The 21,934-nt window shown below is 69.8% G+C and carries 18 protein-coding genes; 9 read left to right on the top strand and 9 right to left on the bottom strand.

Annotation, left to right across the window (positions count from 1 at the left end; translation table 11 throughout):
- The first annotated feature begins 52 nt into the window (after positions 1–52).
- Positions 53–1,594 (top strand): VanW family protein, encoded by a 1,542-nt coding sequence (locus IPK71_31095; GenBank protein ID MBK8218199.1) that lies wholly within the window; start codon positions 53–55, stop codon positions 1,592–1,594.
- 10 nt (positions 1,595–1,604) lie between these two features.
- Here IPK71_31095 and IPK71_31090 read toward each other — a convergent pair whose 3' ends face one another.
- Positions 1,605–2,483, bottom strand: coding sequence for a lysophospholipid acyltransferase family protein (locus IPK71_31090; GenBank protein MBK8218198.1), 879 nt, complete (start codon positions 2,481–2,483; stop codon positions 1,605–1,607).
- A 195-nt stretch (positions 2,484–2,678) separates the two neighbouring features.
- Here IPK71_31090 and IPK71_31085 point away from each other — a divergent pair, with 195 nt between their 5' ends.
- Together IPK71_31085 and IPK71_31080 are read left to right on the top strand one after the other, a co-directional pair.
- Positions 2,679–4,808: a transglycosylase SLT domain-containing protein gene (locus IPK71_31085; GenBank protein MBK8218197.1), complete on the top strand. Its 2,130-nt coding sequence runs from the start codon at positions 2,679–2,681 to the stop codon at positions 4,806–4,808.
- Positions 4,809–4,850: 42 nt separating this feature from the next.
- Complete coding sequence (locus IPK71_31080) at positions 4,851–6,395, top strand: hypothetical protein (GenBank protein MBK8218196.1); 1,545 nt, start codon at positions 4,851–4,853, stop codon at positions 6,393–6,395.
- Positions 6,396–6,467: 72 nt separating this feature from the next.
- Here the strand turns inward: IPK71_31080 and IPK71_31075 are convergent, their stop codons facing one another.
- Together IPK71_31075 and IPK71_31070 are read right to left on the bottom strand one after the other, a co-directional pair.
- A complete protein-coding gene (locus IPK71_31075) occupies positions 6,468–7,175 on the bottom strand; it encodes a crotonase/enoyl-CoA hydratase family protein (GenBank protein MBK8218195.1) in 708 nt (235 codons plus the stop codon).
- A 49-nt stretch (positions 7,176–7,224) separates the two neighbouring features.
- Positions 7,225–8,208, bottom strand: a complete 984-nt coding sequence (locus tag IPK71_31070) for a pyridoxal-phosphate dependent enzyme (GenBank protein MBK8218194.1) — start codon at positions 8,206–8,208, stop codon at positions 7,225–7,227.
- Positions 8,209–8,313: 105 nt separating this feature from the next.
- Between IPK71_31070 and IPK71_31065 the strand changes: the two genes are divergently transcribed.
- The 3 genes from IPK71_31065 to IPK71_31055 all read left to right on the top strand — a co-directional run bounded on the left by IPK71_31065 (position 8,314) and on the right by IPK71_31055 (position 12,206).
- Entirely contained in the window at positions 8,314–10,167 is a 1,854-nt protein-coding gene (locus tag IPK71_31065) for a DUF4091 domain-containing protein (GenBank protein MBK8218193.1), read from the top strand.
- A 108-nt stretch (positions 10,168–10,275) separates the two neighbouring features.
- Complete coding sequence (locus tag IPK71_31060) at positions 10,276–11,091, top strand: alpha/beta fold hydrolase (protein ID MBK8218192.1); 816 nt, start codon at positions 10,276–10,278, stop codon at positions 11,089–11,091.
- A gap of 200 nt (positions 11,092–11,291) precedes the next feature.
- Positions 11,292–12,206, top strand: coding sequence for a M20/M25/M40 family metallo-hydrolase (locus IPK71_31055; protein ID MBK8218191.1), 915 nt, complete (start codon positions 11,292–11,294; stop codon positions 12,204–12,206).
- A gap of 99 nt (positions 12,207–12,305) precedes the next feature.
- On the opposite strand, the gene IPK71_31050 is transcribed toward IPK71_31055, so the two are convergent.
- On the bottom strand, positions 12,306–13,310 hold the full coding sequence (locus tag IPK71_31050; GenBank protein MBK8218190.1) for a fatty acid desaturase: 1,005 nt from the start codon (positions 13,308–13,310) through the stop codon (positions 12,306–12,308).
- 381 nt (positions 13,311–13,691) lie between these two features.
- Positions 13,692–14,603 (bottom strand): acyl-CoA desaturase, encoded by a 912-nt coding sequence (locus tag IPK71_31045; GenBank protein ID MBK8218189.1) that lies wholly within the window; start codon positions 14,601–14,603, stop codon positions 13,692–13,694.
- 99 nt (positions 14,604–14,702) lie between these two features.
- Here IPK71_31045 and IPK71_31040 point away from each other — a divergent pair, with 99 nt between their 5' ends.
- Positions 14,703–16,712, top strand: coding sequence for a potassium transporter Kup (locus tag IPK71_31040; GenBank protein ID MBK8218188.1), 2,010 nt, complete (start codon positions 14,703–14,705; stop codon positions 16,710–16,712).
- Positions 16,713–16,752: 40 nt separating this feature from the next.
- Here IPK71_31040 and IPK71_31035 read toward each other — a convergent pair whose 3' ends face one another.
- Positions 16,753–17,421, bottom strand: coding sequence for a DUF1345 domain-containing protein (locus tag IPK71_31035; GenBank protein MBK8218187.1), 669 nt, complete (start codon positions 17,419–17,421; stop codon positions 16,753–16,755).
- Complete coding sequence (locus IPK71_31030; protein MBK8218186.1) at positions 17,418–17,912, bottom strand: hypothetical protein; 495 nt, start codon at positions 17,910–17,912, stop codon at positions 17,418–17,420. The genes IPK71_31035 and IPK71_31030 overlap by 4 nt, the downstream gene beginning before the upstream one ends.
- 220 nt (positions 17,913–18,132) lie before the next feature.
- On the opposite strand from IPK71_31030, the gene IPK71_31025 reads away from it, so the two are divergent.
- Positions 18,133–18,501 (top strand): hypothetical protein, encoded by a 369-nt coding sequence (locus IPK71_31025; protein ID MBK8218185.1) that lies wholly within the window; start codon positions 18,133–18,135, stop codon positions 18,499–18,501.
- Positions 18,502–18,602: 101 nt separating this feature from the next.
- Complete coding sequence (locus tag IPK71_31020; GenBank protein MBK8218184.1) at positions 18,603–19,844, top strand: MFS transporter; 1,242 nt, start codon at positions 18,603–18,605, stop codon at positions 19,842–19,844.
- Positions 19,845–20,033: 189 nt separating this feature from the next.
- Here the strand turns inward: IPK71_31020 and IPK71_31015 are convergent, their stop codons facing one another.
- Both IPK71_31015 and IPK71_31010 read right to left on the bottom strand, forming a co-directional pair.
- Positions 20,034–21,185 carry a hypothetical protein gene (locus tag IPK71_31015; protein ID MBK8218183.1) on the bottom strand — a complete coding sequence of 384 codons (1,152 nt, stop codon included), beginning with the start codon at positions 21,183–21,185 and terminating at the stop codon, positions 20,034–20,036.
- Positions 21,182–21,829 carry a hypothetical protein gene (locus IPK71_31010; protein MBK8218182.1) on the bottom strand — a complete coding sequence of 216 codons (648 nt, stop codon included), beginning with the start codon at positions 21,827–21,829 and terminating at the stop codon, positions 21,182–21,184. Before IPK71_31010 ends, IPK71_31015 begins: the two co-directional genes overlap by 4 nt.
- Between the last annotated feature and the right edge of the window lie 105 nt (positions 21,830–21,934).

Genomic DNA, 21,934 nt, shown 5'->3' with positions numbered 1-21,934 from the left:
TCCGCGATCCCGGGACGCGGTCGCTCGGTCTCGAGCGTTCTCCCCATCGGACATGCGCACTCCCACCCCCGCACGCCTCCTCGTGGTCTCGTTCGTTCTGCTCGCGTCCGGCGCGTCCGCGGCCGTCGCGCGCCCGCGGCTCTTGCCGGACGCGCCGGTCCTCCCGGGCACTCGGGTCGCAGGCGCCGTGGTCCCGCGAGGCGGAGACGGCAGCGCCGAGGTCGCCGCGCGGAAGGCCGCGTTCGAGGCGCGTCGGGTTTCGCTCGTCTTCGGGGCGAACGAGGTCGCGTCGGTCTCGTTCGCCGAGCTCGGCATCACGGTCGACGAGAAGCGCACCCTCGCGATCCTCTCGCGCGCCGGCAAAGAGGGCTCGCTCGTCGAGCGTGTCACGGCCACCCGCAAGGCCGAGCGGGGTGAGGTCGACGTTCCCCTCGCGCTCGACGTGAAGCGCGAGGTCGGGCTCGCGAAGCTCGAAGCGCTCAAGGCGGAGCTCGACCGCGCGCCCGTCGCCGCGAAGCTCGACCTCGACGCCCACGCCACGATCCCAGGGAAAGACGGCGCCTACATCGACGTCGACGGTACGCTCGCGCGGGTCGAGGCGCTCGCCTCCGCGGGGTACACGAACACGGTGGACTCCGCGCCGCTCGTCACGGTGGCGGTCCCTCCTCGGGTGTCGACGGCCTTCGTCGACTCGCTCGACGTGTCCGCCGTCGTGAGCGAGTTCGAGACCCATTTCTCGCGAGGCGGAGAGCAGGCCCGCCGCGGACGGAACATCGACGTCGCCGCCGGCAAGCTCGACGGCCTCATCCTTTCGCCGGGCCAGCTCGTCAGCTTCAACGAGGTGGTCGGGGACCGCAGTGAGGCGAACGGCTTCCAGAAGAGCTGGGAGATCTTCAAGGGCGAGATGGTCGAAGGGGTCGGCGGCGGCACGTGCCAGGTCGCCTCCACCTTTCACGCGGCCGTGTTCTTCGGTGGTCTCGAGGTGCTCGAGCGGCTGCCCCACTCGCGCCCGAGCCACTACATCACGATGGGGCTCGACTCGACCGTGGTCTACCCCGCCGTCGACCTCAAGGTCCGAAACCCTCATCCGTTCCCGGTGGTCGTCCACACGAAGACCTCGGGCAACACGCTGCGGGTCGAGCTCCTCGGCAAGACCAAGCCGGTCAAGGTCACCTTCGGTCGCGACGTGGTGGCCACGCTCCCTTACACGCGGAAGGTGGTCGAGGACTCGACCTTGCCCTCGAACCGCGTCGTCGTGAAGCAGCACGGCATCAAGGGCTACCGCATCAAGCGCACTCGGCAGATCGTGTACGCCGACGGCACCAAGAAGGTCGAGGACTCGACCGACTTCTACCCGCCGACCACCGAAATCTATCGTGTTCCCGCGGGGTTCGACGAGTCCAAGCTCCCCGCTTTGCCCGCGGGAGACGCGACCCCCGACGCGGTCGCCGCGAAGCCGAGCTCGCCCGGCGCGGTCGCGTGCGCGGGAGACTGCGACAAACCCGCCGACGTGGAGTTCGTCGAGGCCCGCGGTGTCCACGCGCCCACGGCCGGTCAGGTGGCGCCGGCCCGCTCCGTGACGATGAAACACTGACCTCGGCGGGTCAGCCGTCGCTCGCGAAGTGGAACCACTGCGTCGGGTAGGCGCGCACGAAGTCGGTCATGGCCGAGGCGACCGCCTGCGCGGCTGCGTCGAGCTCTTCGGGGGTCGCGCGCCTCGGGACCACGATCGGCGGGCGCACGACCACGTGGTAGCTGCGAAAGCCGGAGCGCGCGCAGAAGAGCGGGACGACCGGCGCCCCCGAGAGCTGCGCGAGGCGGAACGGCCCCTGAGGGATCTTGCCCGGTCGGTCGAAGAGCGAGACGTCGAAGGTCTTCATGCCGGGGGGCGTGCGATCGCACAAAAGCGCGACGATCCCCTTGTCTTTGAGGTCGCGGAGGAGAGGGAGGGCCGCGAGCGGGTCGTCCCCGGCGTGGGCGACCTTGACCCCCGCGCGCTCTCGCAGCTCGTCGTGGAAGCGCCGCGCGCCCGCGTCACGCTCGGGCTCCATGACGATGGTGAAAGGGGTCTTCACACGATCGGCGAAGAGCGAGCCGAGCACGTCCCACCCGCCCGAGTGGAGGCTCGCGACGACCACGCCTTTGCCCATCTCGAGCGCGGCGTACATGTTCTCTTTGCCGTCCACGCTGTGGCTCTGGAAGTCGACTTGGTTCTTCGAGCCTGCCGCGAGGGCCTCGGCCAAGGATGCCGCGTAGCTCCCGAAGGTCCGCGCGACGTCGACGGCCTCGAGCGCGGTCGCTCGCTCTCCGTGAGCCATCCGGAGGTTTCGCACGACGGCCCGCCGCGCCGAGGGGACGAGCGCCATCGCGGCGAGCCCGATGACCGGCGGAGTGTACCGGAGGAACCACTCGGGCCCCTTGGACGCGCCGAGCATCGCGAGCTTTCGCAGGAAGTAGCCGTCGAGACCGAAGCGCTCCGCCATGGGACGCCTTTAGCACGGGTGACGCTCGGAACGGCCCTCTTCGCGGGGCGCGGCGCGTGTCATATTTATGAATGAAATCATGGATCTGTGAGATGATCTCATGCTCGCTCGGTGGGGCCTCGACCGGGAGCGCGGTCGGCCGGCGGACGGCGCCGAAAGGTTGACCTCCTGCCGGTCGAGTGCGAGGAGGTGGGCATGCGACGGTTCTTTGCGCTCGGGCTCGTCATGACCACCCTCGGCGCTTCGCCGGCCGCGTGGTCCGAGCCGGCCAAAGCGGGGCCGACGAAGCCCGAGTCGAAGCCTGGCTCGCCCGCGCCGCTCCCGCTGCCGTCGCCGCAAGCGCCGAAGCCGCAAGCGCCCTCTCCGTCCGCGCCCACGCCGAAGCCCGCGCCCTCTCCGCCCGCGCCCACGCCGAAGGCCGCGCCCAAGCCCGCGGCGCAGACGAAGCCGACCTCGCCGCCGAAGCCCGCTGCACCTCCGAAGGTCGCGGGGAAGGTCTCGCCTCAGCGAAAGGCGGATCCGAAGGGGCGTCGTCACGTCGCCGGAGGGCCGACCTTCGACGAGGCCTCGCTCGGCGCCGAGACCCCGGAGCTTTCGGCCCTTCAAGAAGCGGAGCGCGAGCTCTTCCCGCCGGCCATGCCTCCGCTCGGGAGCACGTGGCCGAGCACGACGCCGAGCCCGATGCCGCGCGAAGGGGATCCTCCCCGCCCGCACGCTTCGGGGAACGTCCCCGAGACGCCGGCCGAGCCGCCGCGCGAGCCAGGGCGCGACCTCACGTGGCTCGAAGGCCTCGAGATGCCCGACCTGCCCGTCCGGTGGGACGCGCGCCTCGTGCGGTACCTCGAGTTCTGGAAGAACGATCCGCGCGGGCACGCCATGTTCGCCCATTGGCTGAAGCGCTCCGGGCGCTACCGTGAAGCCATCCGAAAGACGTTCGCGAAGAAGGGCGTCCCGGAGGATCTCGTGTGGCTCGCCATGGTCGAGAGCGGCTTCGAGCCCACCGCGCGCTCTCCCGTGGGCGCGCTCGGCATGTGGCAGTTCATGCCCGAGACGGGCAAGGTCTACGGCCTCTCGCAAGATCGCTGGGCCGACCAGCGCATCCACGTCCAGTCTGCGACCGAGGCGGCCGCCGACTTCCTCGCCGATCTCTACCGCCGCTTCGGGAGCTGGGAGCTCGCCATGGCCGCGTACAACATGGGGTACGGCGGCATCACGCAGGTCGTCAAAAAGTACAACACGAACGACTACTTCGCGCTCTCCAAGCTCGAAGGCTCGCTCCCGTGGGAGACGACCCTCTACGTGCCGAAGATCCTCTCGTGCGCGATCGTCTCGAAGAACCTCGCCAAGTTCGGCTTCGCGCAGGTGGTCGTCGATCCGCCGATCGCGGCCGACGAGGTGCGAGTACCCTCGGGGACTCCTCTCTCGAGCGTCGCGCAGGCCGCGGGCGTCAAGCCCAAGGAGGTCGAGGTGCTGAACCCCGAGCTCCGCGCGCAACGCACCCCACCCGGTGAGCCAGGGAGCCTCTACGTCGTGCGTGTGCCCGCCGGCAAAGGCCCCGAGTGCGCCGAGAAGCTCGCGAAGGCCCAAGGCAAGGGAGAGCCCGCCGACCGCTACGTCGTGAAGGTGGGCGAGTCGATCTCCGACATCGCCGAGAGCCACAGGGTCCAGACGTCGAAGCTCGTCGAGCTGAACGCGATCGCCCCCGGCGAGGTGCTGCACGGCGGCACCGTCCTCCTCGTCCCCAAGGGGGACGACGGCCAAAAAACGGATACGAAACGAGATGTTACGAAGCGACCCGAGCGCCCCGTGGTCGTGGTGCCCGCGGACGTGTTCGTCTATCCCGATCGGACGCGTGTATTCTACAGGGTCAAGGCGGGCGACACGGTCGACAAGCTCGCCGAGACCTTCGGCGTCGCGCTCGACGAGCTCCGCCGGTGGAACGCGATCGATCTCCGCGCGCGCCTCCTCGAGGGCATGACCCTCCAGGTCTTCGTCCGGGATCCGAAGGTGCTCGAGCGCGCGCGCACGCTGGCCGAGTCGGACGTGGACGTGGTGGTCTCGGGCAGCGAGGCGTTCTTCGCTCACTTCGAGGAGAAGGGGCGCAAGCGGATCGTCGTCTCGGCGAAGGCGGGCGAGACGCTCGAGGCGATCGGCAAACGGCACGGCGTCACCGCGAAGCTCATGGAGCGCATCAACCGTCGCGCCAAAGACGAGCCTCTCCGCGAAGGCGAGAGCGTCGTGCTCTACGTCCCGGCGACCGATCCCACGCCCTCCCGCGGCGACGGCGAGGGGAAACCCTTGGCCTCGGCGCTGCCCCCACCCTGAGCGGCCTCTTGCTCGAGGCCAATCTGTGACAGACTACCGCGCATGAGCGCGGTGAAGCTTTCCGAGCAGCGGTGTCCGTCGTGCAACGCCCCCCTCCAGGTGGGAGCTGCGGACGCTACGGTCACGTGCCGCTACTGCGGCAACTCGATCTCGATCCAGCGCCAGAAGGGGCGCGTCGCTCCCCCGGTGACGACCTTCGGCTCCCCTGGGCACGTCCCCTCCACGGTCCTCTACATCCCGACCGCGGCGACGGTCGGCGCGTCCGTCCTGCCGGCGCTCATCCCGCTCGTCATCGTCATCGTGGTCGCCCTCGTCGGCGCGATCTCGGCGCTCGGTCGAAGGTTCGTGTCGTTGCCCGTCACCTGCCGCCCGAACGAGACGATCACGATCTCCGGCAAGAAGTACGACGGCAAAGAGACGCCGATCGTGGCCGGCGTAAACTGCAAGATCACCATCAAGGACAGCACGCTCACCTCGACCGAGCCCATCGTCAAAGGTGGCATCAACCTCGAGCTCCGCATCGTCAACTCGAAGCTCACGAGCAAGGCGACCGCGCTGGACCTCTCGGCGACGAACGCCAAGGTCTGGATAAGCGACAAGAGCGAGGTGCACGGCGACGAGGCCGGTCTCCATGGGGAGAACAACGTCGAGCTCGAGGTGAAGGACTCGACCGTGTCGGGTGGCCAAGATGGCCTGTCCTTCGGCAGCAACGCGAAGGTTTCGCTTGTCTCCGCCACCATCAAGGGCAAGGAGCACGGCATCCACTCGACGTCGGGCGCCAAGATCACGTCGAAGGGCAGCACCATCACCTCCGACGAGGCCGGCGTCGTCCTCGAGAGCTCCGGCGGCAGCTTCGACGCGAGGAGCACCACCATCAAGTCCGGCGACGTGGGCCTCTCGCTCGAGCACAGCGCCGACGTGAAGCTCGCCGAGAAGTCCTCGATCGCGTCGACCAAGGGCGACGCGGTCTCGTGCAAAGGCTCGACGTCCAAGCTCCAGATCGAGGACACCAAGATCGAAGGTCACGAGGCCGGCCTCCGCTTGGGCGGCAACTCCGAGCTCCGCCTGCGAAAGGGCGCTCAGGTGAAGGGGGACGCCCTCGGCATCACGGCCGACTACAACCTGAAGCTCACGGTGGACGGAGCCACGGTCGAGAGCGCAGGCCCGGCGGTGCAGGGCAAGACGGGCGCCGAGGTCCGCGTGACCGCCGGCAGCCAGGTGAAGGGCTCTCCGGCCTTCACGTTCGCCTCGAACCCGTCGCGGTTCGACGTGGCCGAAGGGACGACCACGGGCGAAAAGCAGCTCGATGGGCGCTCGGCGGCGCAGCCCACGCGGCCGAGCGACATGTCCGCGATGCGGAGCGTGCTCGACGCGTCGTCCGCCCAGGTGCGCTCCTGCAAAGACGCCAAGGGCGGCGCGCTCCAGGTGCGCATCGAGGTCGCAGCCTCGGGCAAGGTCACCTCGGCCACCGCCGTGAGCTCCACGGTGTCGAAGGCGGTCGAGTCGTGCGCGCTCGCGAAGGTCCGCGCGCTCACGTTCCCCGCGCGGAGCGGCACGACGACCATCCAAATGGGCTACACGCTCTGACGAGCCGCCTCACGAGCGGATCGCCGAGCGTGTATAGGTTGTCGAAAATATTGTGAAATTCGGCGTCTTGGCTCAGCCCGCGACGGGCATGAGCAGGGCCTGCATGTCGGCCTCGAGTGTGTCGTTCACGTGGGCGATCGTACGGCCTCGCAGGCGGTCTTTCGTGGCGGCGAACGCGGCCGGGGCGAGCGCCTCGAGCTTCTTGGCCTCTTCGAGTGCCGCGCCGAGCACGTCGGCTTCGGGCAGCGCACGATCGAGGTAGCCGACGCGGGCGGCCTCGCTCGGATCGTAGATGGTGGCGAGCAGCGTGGCCTTGCCGAGCTCGCGGGGATCGAGCCTGTCGCGCGCGAGCTCCATGGCGAGCACGGGCACGGGCATCCCGATGGCGACCTCGTTGAGCCCGATGCGGTACGCGCCTTCGGTCCCGATGCGCGTGTCGGCCGTGAGCAGCACGAGCGCGCCGCCGGCCAGGGCGTGCCCCGTGCACGCGATGACGAGCGGGACGCGGCAGCCATAGAGCCGCATGAGCAGGTTCGACCCGCGGCGGAGGAGGGCCTTGGCGTTCTCGGGGCCGCTCATCATGACCTTGAGGTCGAAGCCGGCGCAGAACTTGTCCTTGCGGCCGGTGAGGACGAGCGACGAGGCCTCGCCCTCGGCGCGTGTGATCGCCTCGAGCAGAGCGTCGATCATGTCGGACGAGAGAGCGTTGGCCTTGCCGTCGTCCATGCGGACGACCGCGGTCTTGCCTTCGAGGGTGTAGGAGAGGGGAGATGGGCTCACGACGAGGACGGTACCACACCTCGCCCGAGGCACGTCGGCGATGCCTCCGTCACACGAAGAGGTCGTCGAGATCGCGCGGCAGGGCCGGGGCCTCTCGAGCGCGCGCCTCGAGGCTCGCCGAGGACAGGGTCTGCCAGAAGACGACCGTCTTCGCCTCCCCCCGCGCGACCTCGTCGAGGGTGGCCGCGAACGCCTTCGCCGTGTACGTCGGATCGAGCGTGAGGCCCACGCTGCGGGCCCTCGCGGTGGCCTCGTCGCCTCGCGCCGTGGGGATGCCGTACCCTTCGCCGATCTCGGTCCCCACCACCGCGATGCGCTTCTGCGCGGCGCCCTTCGCGACCCCGACACGGCGCGCGACGCGAGCGACGAGGCGCCTCGCCATGGCCCCGAACATGCCCTCGGGCGCGGACACGGCGACGCCCATGACACGCGTGCGGAGCCCCGCGGCCTCGAGCCCCACGGCGAGGCCCGCGACCGTCCCTCCGGAGCCGAGCGGCGCGATCACGAGGTCGGGCTCGGGCAGCTCGCCGCGCGCGACCTGGTCTCCGAGCTCGAGCCCCGCGAGCACGTAGCCGAGGGTCCCGAGGTCGTTCGAGCCTCCTAGGGCGACGAACGTGCTGTCGGCGCGCATCGCGGCGAGGACGCGGAGCGGGACGTCGGGGTACCCCGTGGCGACGAACGGCTCGAGCCCTGCGCCGATCGCGACACGAAGGTTGGTCACGGCGTGCGGGGTACGTCTTTGTGGGACGAGCACCGCAGCGGCGCGCAGGCCGTGCTCCCGCGCGAAGAGGGTGGTCGCGAGCACGTGGTGGCTGCCGGCCGCGCCCACGGTCACGATCCGCCGGCTGCCGCGCCTCTTCGCGTCCGCCAGGATGGGCTCGAGCTTTCGCACCTTGTTTCCGCCGTAGACGGGGCTCGCCGCGTCGTCGCGTTTCACGTAGAGCGCGCACCGATCCGTGCAAAGTGCATCGATGCGTTCGACCCGGGTCGGGTAGTCGCCGAGGGCGAGGCGGGGCACGACGAGGCGAGTCATGCGACGACCATGCCCCGAACCCGGATCTTTCGCACGTCTCTCCGCGCGTGCGCCCCCGGACACTTCGCGCTCGCTCCCTCCCGAAGGCCTGTGTACCGTCTCGCCGTGTCCACGCGCCCGTTTCCTTCCCTCGTCGTCGCCGCGGGGCTCGTGCTCTCTCCTGCCGCGGCGCTCGCGGCCGACGGGGGGGCCGAGCCGCCGGGCGTAGGCGTCGAGGTCGCCCTCTTCGACGACGGTCTCCGTGTCCCCGAGGACCCCGCGCGAGCGCTCCCCCCCTCGCCGTTTCCCGGGAAGAGCGTCGAGCTCTTCGCGCTGCGTGGCGAGACCGTCGCGTTCCAGGTGGTCCTTGCGGGCTCGTCCGAGGCCCCCGTCCCGGCGCACGCGGTCCTCTCCCCCTTCACGGGTAGCTCTCTCGAAGCGACCCCGTTCGTCGAGCATTTCCTGCGGATCGAGCGCACGTCGGGCAACGACCATCGCCCCGACGACTCGCTCGCCTTCACCCCTTCGGCGAAGCCGAGGCCCGCCATGCTCGGCGCCTTCGCGGATCCCCTCGTGCCGGGCTCCGACATCGTGCTCCAGCGCGGGCGTCGCGCGGCGCTCTGGGTCGACGTGCACGTGCCCGAGAGCGCGACGCCGGGCCTCGCCGAGTCGAAGCTCCAAGTGGTCTCGGCCCGGGGCGTGGAAGCCGAGGTCGTCGTTCGGGTGGCGGTGGGCGCACACGAGATGCCCTTCGCGGCGCAGCCGGTCATGATCTACTACGAGCCCGAAGCGCTCCGCCGCCGCATGGGGGGCCTCCGCGCCGAGCCTTCGCTGAGGCGGCTCCTCCACGCCCATCACGCCGCCGGCATTCGCCCCGTCCTCGACGAGAAGGCGCTCGAGGCCGAGGCCCCCTACCTCACCGGCGAGGCGTTCACGAAAGGTGCAGGATACACGGGGCCGGGAGAGGCGCGGGGCGAGGGCATCGTCGTGCTCGGCTCGTACGGCGATCTCGGCGAGCCGAAGCGCGACAAGGTGCCGCTCGTCGAGAGGCTTCATGGTCGCGTAAAGGCCCTGGATCCACGGCTCGAGACCTTCCTCTACGCGGTCGACGAGGAGTGCAAGAGCCCGTGGCCCGCCGAGTGGAAGCGGCTCCTCGCCGAGAGCGCCGCCAAGGAGCTCGCCGTCGGCGCGACGTGCGGCACGGACCCCCTCGCGCACGCGGCCGACGTGGTCATCCAGCTCCCGGAGGAGCTCGACCCGTCCCGCGTCGCGCCGGCGCGTGAGCGAGCCAAGGCCGTCTGGGCGTACAACGGTCGGAGGCCTTACTCCGGGGCGCCCGTCGTCGACGTACCTTCGACGGACCTCGTCGCCAACGGTTGGATCGCCGCTCGCTACGGCATCGCGCGGTGGTTCTATTGGGAGGCGACGAGCTGGACCTCGTACGGGGGAGGGAAGGTCGGCGGCGACACGGATCCGTTCGTGGTCGCCGAGTCGTTCAAGAACCGCGACGGGGACCACTCGAACGGCGACGGTATCCTCGTCTACCCGGCGACCCAAATCGTGCCGGGGATGCGCTCGTTCGGCGAGGACACCGTGTACCCCTCGGTGCGCCTCAAGGCCATTCGCCGAGGCATCCAAGACGTGGGGTACGTGCGGCTCGCGCGCGCCTCGTTCCCGCGCGAAGCCGACGCCATCGTCGCGCGTTTGGTGCCTCGCGCCCTCCGTGAGGCCGACGGCGCGGCCGGGCCCTCCTGGCCCGACGAGCCTCGCCCCTTCCACGACGCGCGGCGTGAGCTGTTCGAGCTCGTCGGACGGAGCTCGGACGGTGTCGTCCCCGCGCCGCTCGCGCGCGCTCCTTCGGCAGTCCCGGTGCGCCCCGGCGAGGTGTCGCGGTCCGCCCGGCTCGCCGCCGTGCTCGGCCTCGCCGCGCTCGTCTTCGCCCTCGGCCTCGTCCCGGCGCGCCCGCGTCGTTCGAAGTGACTCTCGTGTAACCGTCCGTATTCGATAGGGTTTTTGTCGTGGCTACGGCGCCGCACGATTTTCCGGTCCGGCGCTTGCCGAAGCCCCGAAGGCGCGCGAAAAGAAGCTGTGCCGAAGACGACGAGCGAGCCCTCCCTGCACTACGAACGCGTCGGCGAGAGCGGCCCGGCCGTGCTCCTCGTCATGGGCCTCGGCATGCAGGGGAAGGTGTGGGAGCCCCAGGTCCGTGAGCTCTCGCGCGACCACAGGGTGGCCATCTTCGACAACCGCGGCATCGGCAAGAGCGCCGCGCTCGTGGGGTTTCCCACGATGGGAGACCTCGCGGGCGACGCGCTCCGGGTGGCCGACGCGTGCGGCTTCGACACGTTCCATCTCGTGGGCGTGAGCCTCGGGGGCATGATCGCGCAGGAGCTCGCGCTCCGTGAGAAGGGGCGCGTCGCGTCGCTCACGCTCATCGCGACGCACCCTGGTGGGCCGCTCGGGCTCGTGCCGAGGCTCTCCGGTGTCGTCGCGTTCGTGCGCTCGCTCGTCGGGCCGCGGGAAGGGCGCCTCGAGGCCATGAAGGCGCTGCTCTACCCCGAGGAGTTCTTGGCCACGGTCGATCCGGCGCGCCTCGACGCGCGCATGAAGCTCCAGCTCGGCGAGCGCGCGGCACCTCGCACGCTGCTCGGCCAGCTCGGCGCGGTGGCTCGCCACGACACCCGCGCGAAGCTCCACGCGATCGACGCGCCGACCCTCGTCGTCCGCCCCGATCGCGACATCCTCGTTCGCCCTTCGCACTCGAACCGCCTCGCCCGGGGCATTCGTCGCGCGAAGCTCCACGCCGTCCCCGACGCGGGCCACGGTGTCATCTTCCAGGGCGCCGACGAGGTCTCTCACGCGATCCGCCTGCACGTGGCCGAGGCCGAGGCGGGCGCCTCGTGAGCGAGGACGGCTCGAGCGATCCGCCGCCGCGCGACCTCCCCGAAGACAGGCCTTCGCGGCGCAAGATCCCCGAAGACAGGCCTTCGCGGCGCAACGTCCGTGAGCGCCGTCCTGGCCTCTCGCGAGCGAACAAACGTCGCCTCGCGTTCTACCCCACGCTGCTCGTCTTCGGCGTGTCGGGGCTCTTCTACTGCACCTGCATGCCGGGCAAGAGCTACGTCGGCCCCGTCGCGGGCACGCCCGAAGAAGAGCGCCTCGCGAAGGAGCTCGAGGCCGACGTCGTCGCGCTCGCGGGCACCATCGGGGCGAGGAACGTCGAGCTCGAGGGCACGCTCCAGCGCGCCGAGAAGCAGGTGACCGCGCGCTTCACCGAGCTCGGCTACGCGCCCCAGCGCCTCGGCTACGACATCGGCATTCGAAACGTCGCGAACCTCGAGGTGTCGATCCCCGGGGGCGCGCGGCAGAAAGAGATCGTGGTCGTCGGCGCCCACTACGACTCGGCCTACGACGCGCCCGGGGCGGACGACAACGCGAGCGGCGTGGCCGGTCTCTTCGCGCTCGCCAAGGCCTTCGCCAAGACGAAGCCCGAGCGCACCCTCCGCTTCGTCGCGTTCGTGAACGAAGAGCCGCCCCGCTTCTGGACCGAGAAGATGGGCAGCCTCGTCTACGCGAAGGCGTGCCGCGCCCGCGACGAGGACGTCGTCGGCATGCTCAGCCTCGAGACGATCGGCTACTTTCGCACCGAGGCAGGTACCCAGAAGTACCCGCCACCCTTGAGCTTTTTCTACCCCGACAGGGCCGACTTCATCGGCTTCGTGGGCAACACGTCGTCGCGCTCGCTCACACGGAACGTGCTCCAGGTGTTCCGCGGCGCGGTCGACATGCCGTCCGAGGGGGCGGCGCTCCCCGCGTTCATCGCCGGCGTCGGGTGGAGCGACCAGTGGTCGTTCTGGCAGGCCGGGTACCCGGGCGTCATGGTCACCGACACGGCGCCCTTCCGGAACCCGAACTACCACAAGGTCACCGACACCCCGGCCACGCTCGACTACGTACGCCTCGCGCGGGTCGTGCGCGGGCTCGAGGCCGTCGTGCGCTCGCTCGCCGTCGTGCCTTGAAGACACTCACCAGGGTCGCGCCTCGAAACCACGTCCATGAAATGACGAAGGGCGGCGCGCATCTCGCGGCCGCCCTCGGTGTCGTCGTATCCGCGACCTTCAGGCCTCGGGGTAGCCGACCATCTTGCCGCTGTCGGGGTCCCAGAGCTTCAGCTTGAAACACGCGACCACGTCCGACAGACGAAGCGTCGTCGTGGGCGGGTTCTGGAGCTCGGGGATCGAGCCCATGGCCTCGGGCAGGCGGTAGAACGGGATCTGCTGGTTCAGGTGGTGGACGTGGTGGTAGCCGATGTTGCCCGTGAACCAGTTCATCACGGGGCCCATCTTCATGTAGCTCGACGACTCGAGCGCCGCGCGGGCGTACGTCCACTCGTGGCGGGGCTGCACGTTCATCTCGGGGAAGTTGTGCTGCGCGTAGAAGAGGTACGCGCCCGAGGCCATGGCCACCGCGAGCGGCACGAAGTATCCCAGCACGAACGCGAGCACGCCGAGCTTCCACACGACGAGCGCGGTCACCGTCCAGTTGAGGAGCAGCGAGACCGCCGAGTCCCAGTTTTTCTTCGGCGCGCGCACGAACGGCGACACGCACATGCCGAGCATGAACACCGTGAAGTACCCGAAGAGGATCGTGAGCGGGTGCCGCACCGCCTTGTACATGAAGCGCTCGCGCGAGCTCATTTTGGCCCACATGCCCGTGGTCACCATCATGTACGAGCCCACGTGCGAGCCGATGATCTTCGCCGTGTTCGCGTGGTGGTAGTTGTGCGTGTCGCGCCAGACCCGCGGAGGCGTCATCACCACGACGCCGTACACGTAGAAGAGCGCCTTCGCGAGCGCCGAGCCGCGGAGGATCGCGCCGTGCATGTAGTCATGGTAGAGGATGAACATCCGCACGATCGTGAGCCCGGCCAAGATGCCGAACACGAGGCGCAGCGCCCAGTGAGGCGCGAGCGCCGCGCCGGACCAGAAGCCCACGAGCACGACGAGCGTCACGAGGACGGCCGTCCAGCTCTGGGCCTTCGACTCGCTCGCGTAGGGGCGCGAGGCGGCGATGAGCTCTTTTTCGGTTCGCGTAGGGGCCTGAGGATTCGTCGTCGTGGACATGCGTCTCTCCGCGCTCGCTCTTGCCCCGGGCCTTGCGAGGTCCGTGCCTTCTCGCGAAGATCACGGCGGCGTGGCCGGGAGGTCGAGCGCGCGTGTCTTAGCGCCTTTTTTCTCTGCGCACCAAGCACGGAAGCGCGATTCCGACGCGCCCTCGAGGTGCGTAAACGACGCGCACCTGCGAACGCCGTTTTGCGGTAAAATGCCTCATGATTTTCAATGGTTGCAGGGCGCAGTCCGTGCGCCTCGGGACGCGCTCCCGGCGCCCCCGCCGGCCCTCCGCCGCGCTCCGTCCGCGAGGAGCCGGACGGACACGACGCCGGACACGACGACGCCCCCGTCGCGCGTGGGCGAAGGGGGCGTCGGGGGCTCTCGCGGGGAGGGCTATTCGGCGTCGGAGAGGCTCGCTTCGGCCACGAGCGGGTGAGGTGTCACGTGCGGCTCCGGGGTGGGGGTCGCGAGCAGGTTCTTCTTGCGCACCTCGTCGCTCGGCACGTGAAGGTCCCAGACGATGCCCACGAACGACATGAGCTTCAAGATGGCGTACGTCGCGTCGATCTCCCACCAGAAGAAGCCCTGCGCCGTGGAGCGCGGGTAGTAGTGGTGATTGTTGTGCCAGCCCTCGCCCATGGTCACGATCGCGAGGACGAGGCTGTTCTTGCTCTCGTCCCCCGTGCGGTAGCGCGGCTTCCCGAGATAGTGGCAGAGCGAGGTGATCGTGAAGGTGCCGTGCCAGCGCATGACGGTCGACACGAAGTAGCCCCAGAAGAGCGCTTTCCAGCCGCCGGCGACGAAGAGCGCCACGCACAAGGTCACGACGGGCACGAGGTAGAACCTGTCGAGCCAACGAAGCTCGGGGTAGCGCGTGAGATCGGAGATGCGCTTCTCGTCCGTCTTGTCGTGGGTGTCGGCCAAGATCCAGCCGACGTGCGACCAGAAGAAGCCGTCGCGCGCCATGCTGTGCACGTCGCCCGGCTTGTCGCTCGTCTTGTGGTGGTGCCGGTGGTGCGCGGCCCACCACAAAACGCCCTTCTGCGTGCTCGTCTCGGCGAGCCACGCGAGTAAAAACTGGAAGACGCGGCTCGTGCGGAACGTGCGGTGAGAGAAGTACCGGTGGTAGCCCGCCGTCACGCCGAACATGCGCAGGTAGTAGAAGCCCACGGCGAGCGCGAGCCCCTTCCACGAGAAGGGCATGAGCACGAGCCCGACGAGCGCCACGAGGTGCACGAGCAGGAAGGGGCCGCTCTTCACGAGCGAGTACGTGGGCTTTTGGGGCAGGGCGCTCGGCGCGTTCATGAGAGGCACCGTAGGTCTCGCCCCGTCACGAAACCGTCAGCCTTCCTCCACGATTTTTGACGCGAAAGGTAGGCCGCACCCACTACCCTGGGCCCGTCCATGTCCTCCGAAGCGCCCCCCGTGCCCGAGACCGACGAAACGCCGGGAGCCAGCGAGCTCCCGTCCCCCGCCAAAGGGGAACGGAACGATCCTCCTTCCTCTCCGCCACCGTCGCTCCCGCCGCCGTCCGAGCACGGTCACGCCCCGCACGGGAGCGTCGGCGCCCTCGTGCTCGGCGCGCTCGGCATCGTCTTCGGAGACATCGGGACGAGCCCGCTCTATACGCTTGCAGAGTGCACGCATGGCCCGCACGCCGTGCCGCCCACGCACGACAACGTGCTCGGGGTGCTCTCGCTCGTGTTCTGGGCCCTCATGCTCGTCGTCACGGTGAAGTACCTCGTCTTCATCATGCGGGCCGACAACCGCGGCGAGGGCGGCATTTTGGCGCTCCTCGCCCTCCTCCCCGAGCGCATTCGTGCCCCGAAGGAGAGGCCCATCACCTGGCTCGCGGTGCTCGTCATCGCGGGCGCCGCGCTCCTCTACGGCGATGGCATGATCACCCCCGCCATCTCCGTGCTCTCGGCCGTCGAGGGGCTGAAGACGGTGTCGCCCGCGTTCACGCCGTACGTGATCCCCATCACCGTCGTCATCCTCGTCGCGCTCTTCTCCATCCAGAGCCGCGGCACGAGCACCGTGGGGGTGCTCTTCGGGCCCGTCATGGCCACGTGGTTTCTCACGATCGGGGGCCTCGGGCTCTACCACGCGTCGAAGAACCCCGCCGTGCTCGCCGCGCTGAACCCGGCGCACGCGGTCGGCTTCTTCGCGCACCACGGCAAACACGGCTTCCTCGTGCTCGGGTCGGTCGTGCTCGCGGTCACGGGCGGCGAGGCGCTCTACGCCGACATGGGCCACTTCGGAAAAAAGCCCATTCGTATCGCGTGGGTAGCCATGGTGCTCCCGTGCCTCGTCCTGGCGTACTTCGGGCAGGGGGCCATCTTGCTCGCGCGCCCCGAGGCGGCCGACGCGCCCTTCTTCGCCATGTCCCCCGGGGGCCGGTACACGGTCGCGCTCGTCGTGCTCGCGACCATGGCGACGGTCATCGCTTCTCAGGCGCTCATCTCGGGCGCGTTCTCGCTCACGCAGCAGGCGATAAGCCTCGGGTACTTCCCGCGCGTCACCGTGAAGCACACCTCGAAGGACGCCGAGGGCCAGATCTACGTCCCCGAGATCAACTGGCTCCTCATGGTCGCGTGCATCGTGCTCGTGCTCGCGTTCCGAGAGTCGAGCCGGCTCGCCGCGGCGTACGGCATCGCCGTCACGGGCACCATGGCCATCACGAGCGTCGCGTTCTTCACGGTCATGCGCGAAAACTGGAAGTGGCCGCTCCCCGTCGCGAGCGCCGTGCTCGTCTTCTTCCTCGCGTTCGATCTGCCGTTCTTCGGGGCGAACGCGCTCAAATTCCTCGACGGCGGGTGGGTGCCCGTGGTCATCGCCGCGGCCTTCCTCGTCGTGATGATCACGTGGCGCCGCGGCCGGTTCTTCTTGGGCCGCATCATCGCGAAGAAGGGAAAGTCGACCGAGGCGTTCCTCGCGAGCCTGCCCGGCCTCCAACGAAAGAAGGGCTGCGGCGTGTTCATGGGCGCCACCCCCACGGGCGTGCCCACCGTGCTCGCGATCCACGCGACGCGCCTCGGCGTGCTCGAAGAGGAGCTCGTGCTCGTCGCGGTCAACATCACGCGTGATCCGTACGTCGAGAACAAGGACCGCGTCACCGTCGAGGAGCTCGGCCCGGGTGTCTACCGCGTGAACCTCCGCTTCGGCTTCATGGACCAGCCCAAGGTCCCGCCCGCGCTCGCCCTCGCGAAGAAGCGCCACGGCCTCCGCGTCGACATCGAGAACGCGACCTACTTCCTCGGGCGCGAGTCGTTCGTCGCCTCCTCGGCGGGAGACATGGGCGCCACGGCCGAGTCCTTCTTCGCGCTGCTCTCGCGGAACGCCCGCCCGGCCACGGCCTACTTCGAGCTCCCCACCGATCGTGTCGTCGAGCTCGGGACGTTGGTCGACCTGTAAGTGCCCGAATAGGCTCGACTTTCGTGCGTCGGGCCTCGGCTCACCGCGCGAGGAACGCCACCATCACGTTGAGCGCGAGCGCCACGATCACGGTGTTCAGCACGAACGAGATGAGCGCGTGGAACATGACCGTGCGCCTCACGCGCGACGCCGTGACCTGCACGTCGCCCGTCTGGAAGGTCATGCCGATCCCGAACGCGAAGTACGCGAAGTCGATGTCCGAGGGGCGCGCCGTGCCCGGGTACACGAGGCCCCCTTCGGGGTGCGCCTTTCGGTAGAAGAGGCGCGCGTACCGGAGCGTGTACGACGTGTGCACGAGCGACCACGAGAGCCCCACGGCCGCGAGCGCGAGCACCGTCCACACGGTGGAGCCGCCGGGCCCTGCGTGCGCATTTCGAAGCACCACGACGCCCGCGAAGAGCGAGAAGAGGCTCGACGCGACCGCGATGACCCACACCATGTTGCGGCCCGGGTCCTCTTCTTCGGCGCGCGCCTTGGTGAGCTCCGGCGTCGAGCGGAAGATGACGTTCCACGCGAGCGCGAGGAGCACGAAAGAGCCCGTGTCCCAGAACACGAGCCCACGGAGGTGAAAGGGGCACGGACCCGGCACGCCCGCCGCGCACGCGAGGCCGAACGCCGTGGCGACGAGGAGCCTCCCCGAGGCCCTCCGCGGGTCGACGAAGGAGCGCCGCGCCCCCCCCGCGCTCATGCCTTTCCGAGGAGCGCCACGGCCTCGTCGGGACGCACCCACATGGCGCTCTGATCTCCTTCGTAGATGCGGGTCGCGCCTTGGGTGAACACGAACGAGTACCTGCAAAAGATGCTCTTTTGCATCTTGCGCACCTGCGTCGGCTTGCCCTCCAGAATGAGCGGCTCGCCCATGCTCGCGAGGGCCAAGAACTTCGCCATGTGGATGCGCCCACCGTAGCCGACCCACCCGTCCGCGTGGCGGAGGCCGAGCACGTAGTAGGCGTGGAGAAAGCCCACCATGCCGGTCATGTGCACCATGAGCCCGCCCGACACGTGGCGCGGGTGGCGCACGGGGTGGGCCCGCTGCTCGCGCGTGAGGGGGAGGTCCTCGTGCGTGGGCATGCGCGCCACGACGCGCCCGGTCTCCTTGTCGATCTCGAGGACCTCGTCGATGAGGAGGCCTCCGGGGCCGTAGGGGCAGTCGGCGACGAACTCGGGGTCGATGGGCATGCCCCCCGCTTAGTCCGATGGGCGTGCACCCTGCACCTGATTTTCTCGTACCGAGGGGCCTGCCGGGCGCCCGGGCCAGCCTTTTTCGGGGGATCCCACGGCGCGGCATGCCGGAACGAAGGGGGCGCCGGGGCGAGACCTCGTTGGGACAGGAAAGTCGAGATCGTCCCGAGTGACCCGAGTACCTTGTGGCGCGATGCAGACCGTGGAGAGGAAGTCGATGATGAAAGGTTCGTGGGTCGGTGTCTTCGCCGTGATCGCGTGCCTCGCTGCCGCGTGCGGAGGGTACGGCAACGTCGCGCCGGGCATGACGGCCGCCGAGGTGTCGAAGGAGATGAACGGATACGGCGTCGCCCGCATCGTCCCCTTCGGTGGCGGGTACTCGGCGACCTACTACGGCAACGACACCTGCGTGCTCTTCAAGGACGAGAAGGTCGTCGGCAAGGACGAGGCGACCGAGCAGCGTCAAGCCATCGGCCTCGGCAACGTCGGCGTCGCGACGGTGACCTTGTGCCACGCGCTCTGCCTTCCCCCGGGCGTCGCCGGGCAGCGTACGTGCGAGAGCTCCGGCGGCGTCTTTCGACGGTGACGGGCGGGGTCGCCGTCGGGGCCGGGTTTCTTCGGGGCGTGGCTTCGGGCTGATAGGGTCGCCCCAGGGCTCGCGCACGAACGCGTGAACGCGCCTCGAAGATGATCCTACCTCCTCGTAACTATTCGATTTATTTGCTGTCTCGCGCCGCGGGCATCTTGGGCTACCAGGTGCTCTCGGTGGTGATCGGGTGGCACGTGTACGCGCTCACCGGGCGCGCGCTCGACCTCGGGTACGTGGGCCTCGCGCAGTTCGTGCCCGCGTTCGCGCTGTCGCTCGTGACGGGGCAGGTGGTCGACAGGTTCGATCGCCGGGCCATCGTGGTCGTGTGCCTCGTGGTCGAGGCGCTCACCTCGGCGCTCCTCCTCGCGGCGATCGGGAGCGGGGGGACGCACGGCCTCCGCACCGTGTACGGCCTCCTCGTCGTCTTCGGGACGGCGCGTGCGTTCGCGGGGCCGGCGTCGCAAGCGCTCGCCCCGAACCTCGTGCCACGCGCGCTCGTGCCGCGCGCCGTCGCGTGGTCGTCCACCGTGTGGCAGCTCTCGACCATCGGTGGCCCGGCGCTCGGTGGTCTCCTCTATGGCGTCGGGGGCGCGCGCCTCGCGCTGTCGGTGTCGATCGCGCTCGTGGTGCTCGCGGCGCTCTGCGTGCTCGCGACGAAGCCCCTGCCGCCTGCGCCCGAGGACCCTCTTCCCAAGGCGCCGCCCGCCGCCGAGGGAGCGCTCGCGAAGGTGTTCGCCGGGCTCGTGTACGTGTTCCGCGAGCGCGCGATCTTGGGCACGATCTCGCTCGACCTCTTCGCCGTCCTGCTCGGTGGCGCCGTGGCGCTCATGCCGATGTTCGCGCAGAAGCTCGGCACGGGGCCCTTGGGCCTCGGCCTCTTGCGAAGCGCGCCGGCCGTCGGCGCCACGGCGACGGCGCTCTTTCTCGGGGTCCGCCCCCTCCGAAGGTTCGCGGGGCGTCGCATGCTGGTGGCCGTGGCGGTGTTCGGGCTCGCCACGATCGGTTTTGGCCTGTCGAAGAGCTTCGCCCTCTCGCTCCTCTGCCTCGTCGTGCTCGGCGCGGCCGACATGGTGAGCGTGGTCGTGCGGCGCACGCTGCTCCAGGTGCGCGTGCCGGACGCGATGCGCGGCCGCGTCTACGCCGTGGGAGACGTGTTCGTCGGCGCGTCGAATGAGCTCGGCGAGCTCGAGTCGGGTCTCACGGCGCACTGGCTCGGCGCCGAGACGGCCGTGGTGGTCGGAGGCATCGGCACGCTGCTCGTGGTGCTCGCGTGGGCGATCTTCTTCCCCGACCTGCGGCGCATCGATCGCCTCACCGAGGGGGACGGCGACGGCGACTGAAGGTCAGCCGAGCACGGCGTTCGCGCACGCCGCGATCGACGCGACGGCGAAGAGGCCGAAGAGCACCGTCATGCCGAACGAGAGCGACGAGGGGGACTGCGCCGTTTCCATGCCCTCTCGTACGACGGGGCGCGTAGGCAGCTTCCCCGGAGAAAGAAAAAACTTGGAAGTGCCTGAAAATACTCGGGTTTACGGCGGGCACGCCGGGGCGAGATCCACCCCGCCGAAGAACCTCTCGACCATGGCCGCGTAGGCCCGCGCGTTCTCCTTGGGCCCGCAGCGGAAGGGGGCTGCCACGCGGCCGCCCGCGAGCGTCGTGCGGGCCTCGTCGAAGACGCGTGTGGCGAGCTCCGCCGCGTACTCCATGACCACGTCGTTGCCGGGTTGGAACGCGTAGAAGGTGCCCCCTCGCACCTCGAGCGGCGTGGGCGAATAGGGGCGGAGGCACGGCGTCGCCGCTCCGGCGGCCTTCTGGTTCGGCACCTTGCAGCGGGCCATGATGGCGCGCACGTCCTCGCCGAGCGCCTCGTGCGACCACGCGCCTCCCCCGAGGGTCGTGTCGTTCAGGTGGAAGATCTCGTGCACGGCGAGCGAGCGCACGGCCTCGGCCGACGTGTTGAGCGACCCCTCGACGTTGTACGAGTAGGTCCACGCGTTCGCGAAGCCCGAGGGGGTGCGTTTGCCGTCGAGCGAGCGAACGAACTTCACGAGCACCGGCGCGTACCGGTACGCGACGCGCTTCGGAGGAGATCCCTTCTGCGCGGCGCGCGCATCGAGCTTGCTCATCACGTCGTCGATGGCGACGAGCGCGCCGTGGAGCCAGACGAGGTGCTTCTGGTCGGCGCCCACGGGCAGCGTGGGGCGCAGGCGGATCGTGCCGCGGTACCCGCCGTCCATCGTCTCGGCTTCACCTTGGCCGACCACGGTGCCGAACCGGTCGAAGAGGTCGAGCACGAGAGCCTTCTCTTTTTCGTGGCCATCGTACCGAACGCCGAGGAGGCACCGAACGCGCGCCTTCGTGTCGGCCCCGAGGGAGGCACACGCGCCGGCCTCGGGCGGCACGGCGCTCCCGAAGAGCGTCGTCGTGGCCATCGCGAGCGTGATGGCCGGTGGCGCGCGCCTGTCGTCGGGCTCGGGAGGGGGTGGCTCGTCGGCGCGTGGGGCGGGCGGAGAGGCGTCTTTGGTCGTGGTTTCGGCGTCGGCGGGGGGCGCGCTTCGGGGCCCAGGGTCGCTCGGCTTCGGGGTCTTCTCGGCGCCCTCGACGCTGCCGTGGCACGCGGCAGAGCCCGCGAGAGTGACCCCGGCTACGGCCCACACCACGGCCGCCCGCACACCCCTCATCGCGCGCGTCTCGTCGCGCCGGCCGCGTGCTCGGCCTCGGCCTCGGCTTGCAGCGCCTCTTCGTACGCGCGGGACGTGGCCCCCGTAGTCGAGGTCACGGGGCCCCGCGCGACGTCGACGCGCACGCCGACCCTCGGCCGAGCCGCCAGCGCACGAAAGCGGAAGAGCACGTTGCCGGAGTCGTCCACGTCGACCGCGACCTCGTCGGGGGACTCCTTCGCGAGCCTCGTGAGGTAGGCATCCCCCTCGGCGGGCGACACCGAGATCGCGCGGGCGACGTCGTCCTTCGTGAGGATGCCGCCGTGGGTGGCCGCGAGCGCGCGGATGGCCTTGTCACGGACCTCGAGCTCGGTGCGCGCGCCGCTCTTCGACAGCGACTTGCCGCCGAGGAGCAGGCTTACCCCCACGGCGAGGCTGACGAGCGCCGTAGGGACGCCGAGCGCGTACCCGACGACCCCCTCGGGGAAGATCGCCTGAAAGATCGCGCCGAGCGCGAGGGCCACGCTAAGCCCCACGAAGAGGACGAGAGAACCGAATACTTTCGCGAGGATACCGCCAACCTTGGACGGCTGACCGGCGAGGTTGACCGCGTCGGTCGGGAGCACGGGAGGCCGGAGCGCGCCGCACGCCGTGCAGTACGCCATGACCCCGCGGTAGACGACGGGCGCATCGGTTTGACAGTAGGGGCACACGCGCGCACCAACATGCGCCTTCTCGCGTCGTACACAAGGCCTTTTGCGTGCGACGGG

The organism is Myxococcales bacterium, from assembly GCA_016712525.1.
Lineage (GTDB): Bacteria > Myxococcota_A > Polyangia > Polyangiales > Polyangiaceae > JAAFHV01.
Note: the sequence above shows the minus strand (reverse complement) of the source record. Positions and strands in the feature narration are given on the sequence as shown.

Excerpts from the sequence above, each read along its gene's own strand:
- IPK71_31090 (MBK8218198.1), bottom strand. The coding sequence starts at position 2,483 with ATGGCGGAGCGCTTCGGTCTCGACGGCTACTTCCTGCGAAAGCTCGCG.
- IPK71_31070 (MBK8218194.1), bottom strand. The coding sequence starts at position 8,208 with ATGACTCGCCTCGTCGTGCCCCGCCTCGCCCTCGGCGACTACCCGACC.
- IPK71_31050 (MBK8218190.1), bottom strand. The coding sequence starts at position 13,310 with ATGTCCACGACGACGAATCCTCAGGCCCCTACGCGAACCGAAAAAGAG.
- IPK71_31010 (MBK8218182.1), bottom strand. The coding sequence starts at position 21,829 with ATGGCGTACTGCACGGCGTGCGGCGCGCTCCGGCCTCCCGTGCTCCCG.
- IPK71_31040 (MBK8218188.1), top strand. The coding sequence starts at position 14,703 with ATGTCCTCCGAAGCGCCCCCCGTGCCCGAGACCGACGAAACGCCGGGA.
- IPK71_31080 (MBK8218196.1), top strand. The coding sequence starts at position 4,851 with ATGAGCGCGGTGAAGCTTTCCGAGCAGCGGTGTCCGTCGTGCAACGCC.
- IPK71_31025 (MBK8218185.1), top strand. The coding sequence starts at position 18,133 with ATGATGAAAGGTTCGTGGGTCGGTGTCTTCGCCGTGATCGCGTGCCTC.
- IPK71_31015 (MBK8218183.1), bottom strand. The coding sequence starts at position 21,185 with ATGAGGGGTGTGCGGGCGGCCGTGGTGTGGGCCGTAGCCGGGGTCACT.
- IPK71_31030 (MBK8218186.1), bottom strand. The coding sequence starts at position 17,912 with ATGCCCATCGACCCCGAGTTCGTCGCCGACTGCCCCTACGGCCCCGGA.
- IPK71_31045 (MBK8218189.1), bottom strand. The coding sequence starts at position 14,603 with ATGAACGCGCCGAGCGCCCTGCCCCAAAAGCCCACGTACTCGCTCGTG.
- IPK71_31035 (MBK8218187.1), bottom strand. The coding sequence starts at position 17,421 with ATGAGCGCGGGGGGGGCGCGGCGCTCCTTCGTCGACCCGCGGAGGGCC.
- IPK71_31095 (MBK8218199.1), top strand. The coding sequence starts at position 53 with ATGCGCACTCCCACCCCCGCACGCCTCCTCGTGGTCTCGTTCGTTCTG.
- IPK71_31020 (MBK8218184.1), top strand. The coding sequence starts at position 18,603 with ATGATCCTACCTCCTCGTAACTATTCGATTTATTTGCTGTCTCGCGCC.
- IPK71_31085 (MBK8218197.1), top strand. The coding sequence starts at position 2,679 with ATGCGACGGTTCTTTGCGCTCGGGCTCGTCATGACCACCCTCGGCGCT.
- IPK71_31055 (MBK8218191.1), top strand. The coding sequence starts at position 11,292 with ATGCCGGGCAAGAGCTACGTCGGCCCCGTCGCGGGCACGCCCGAAGAA.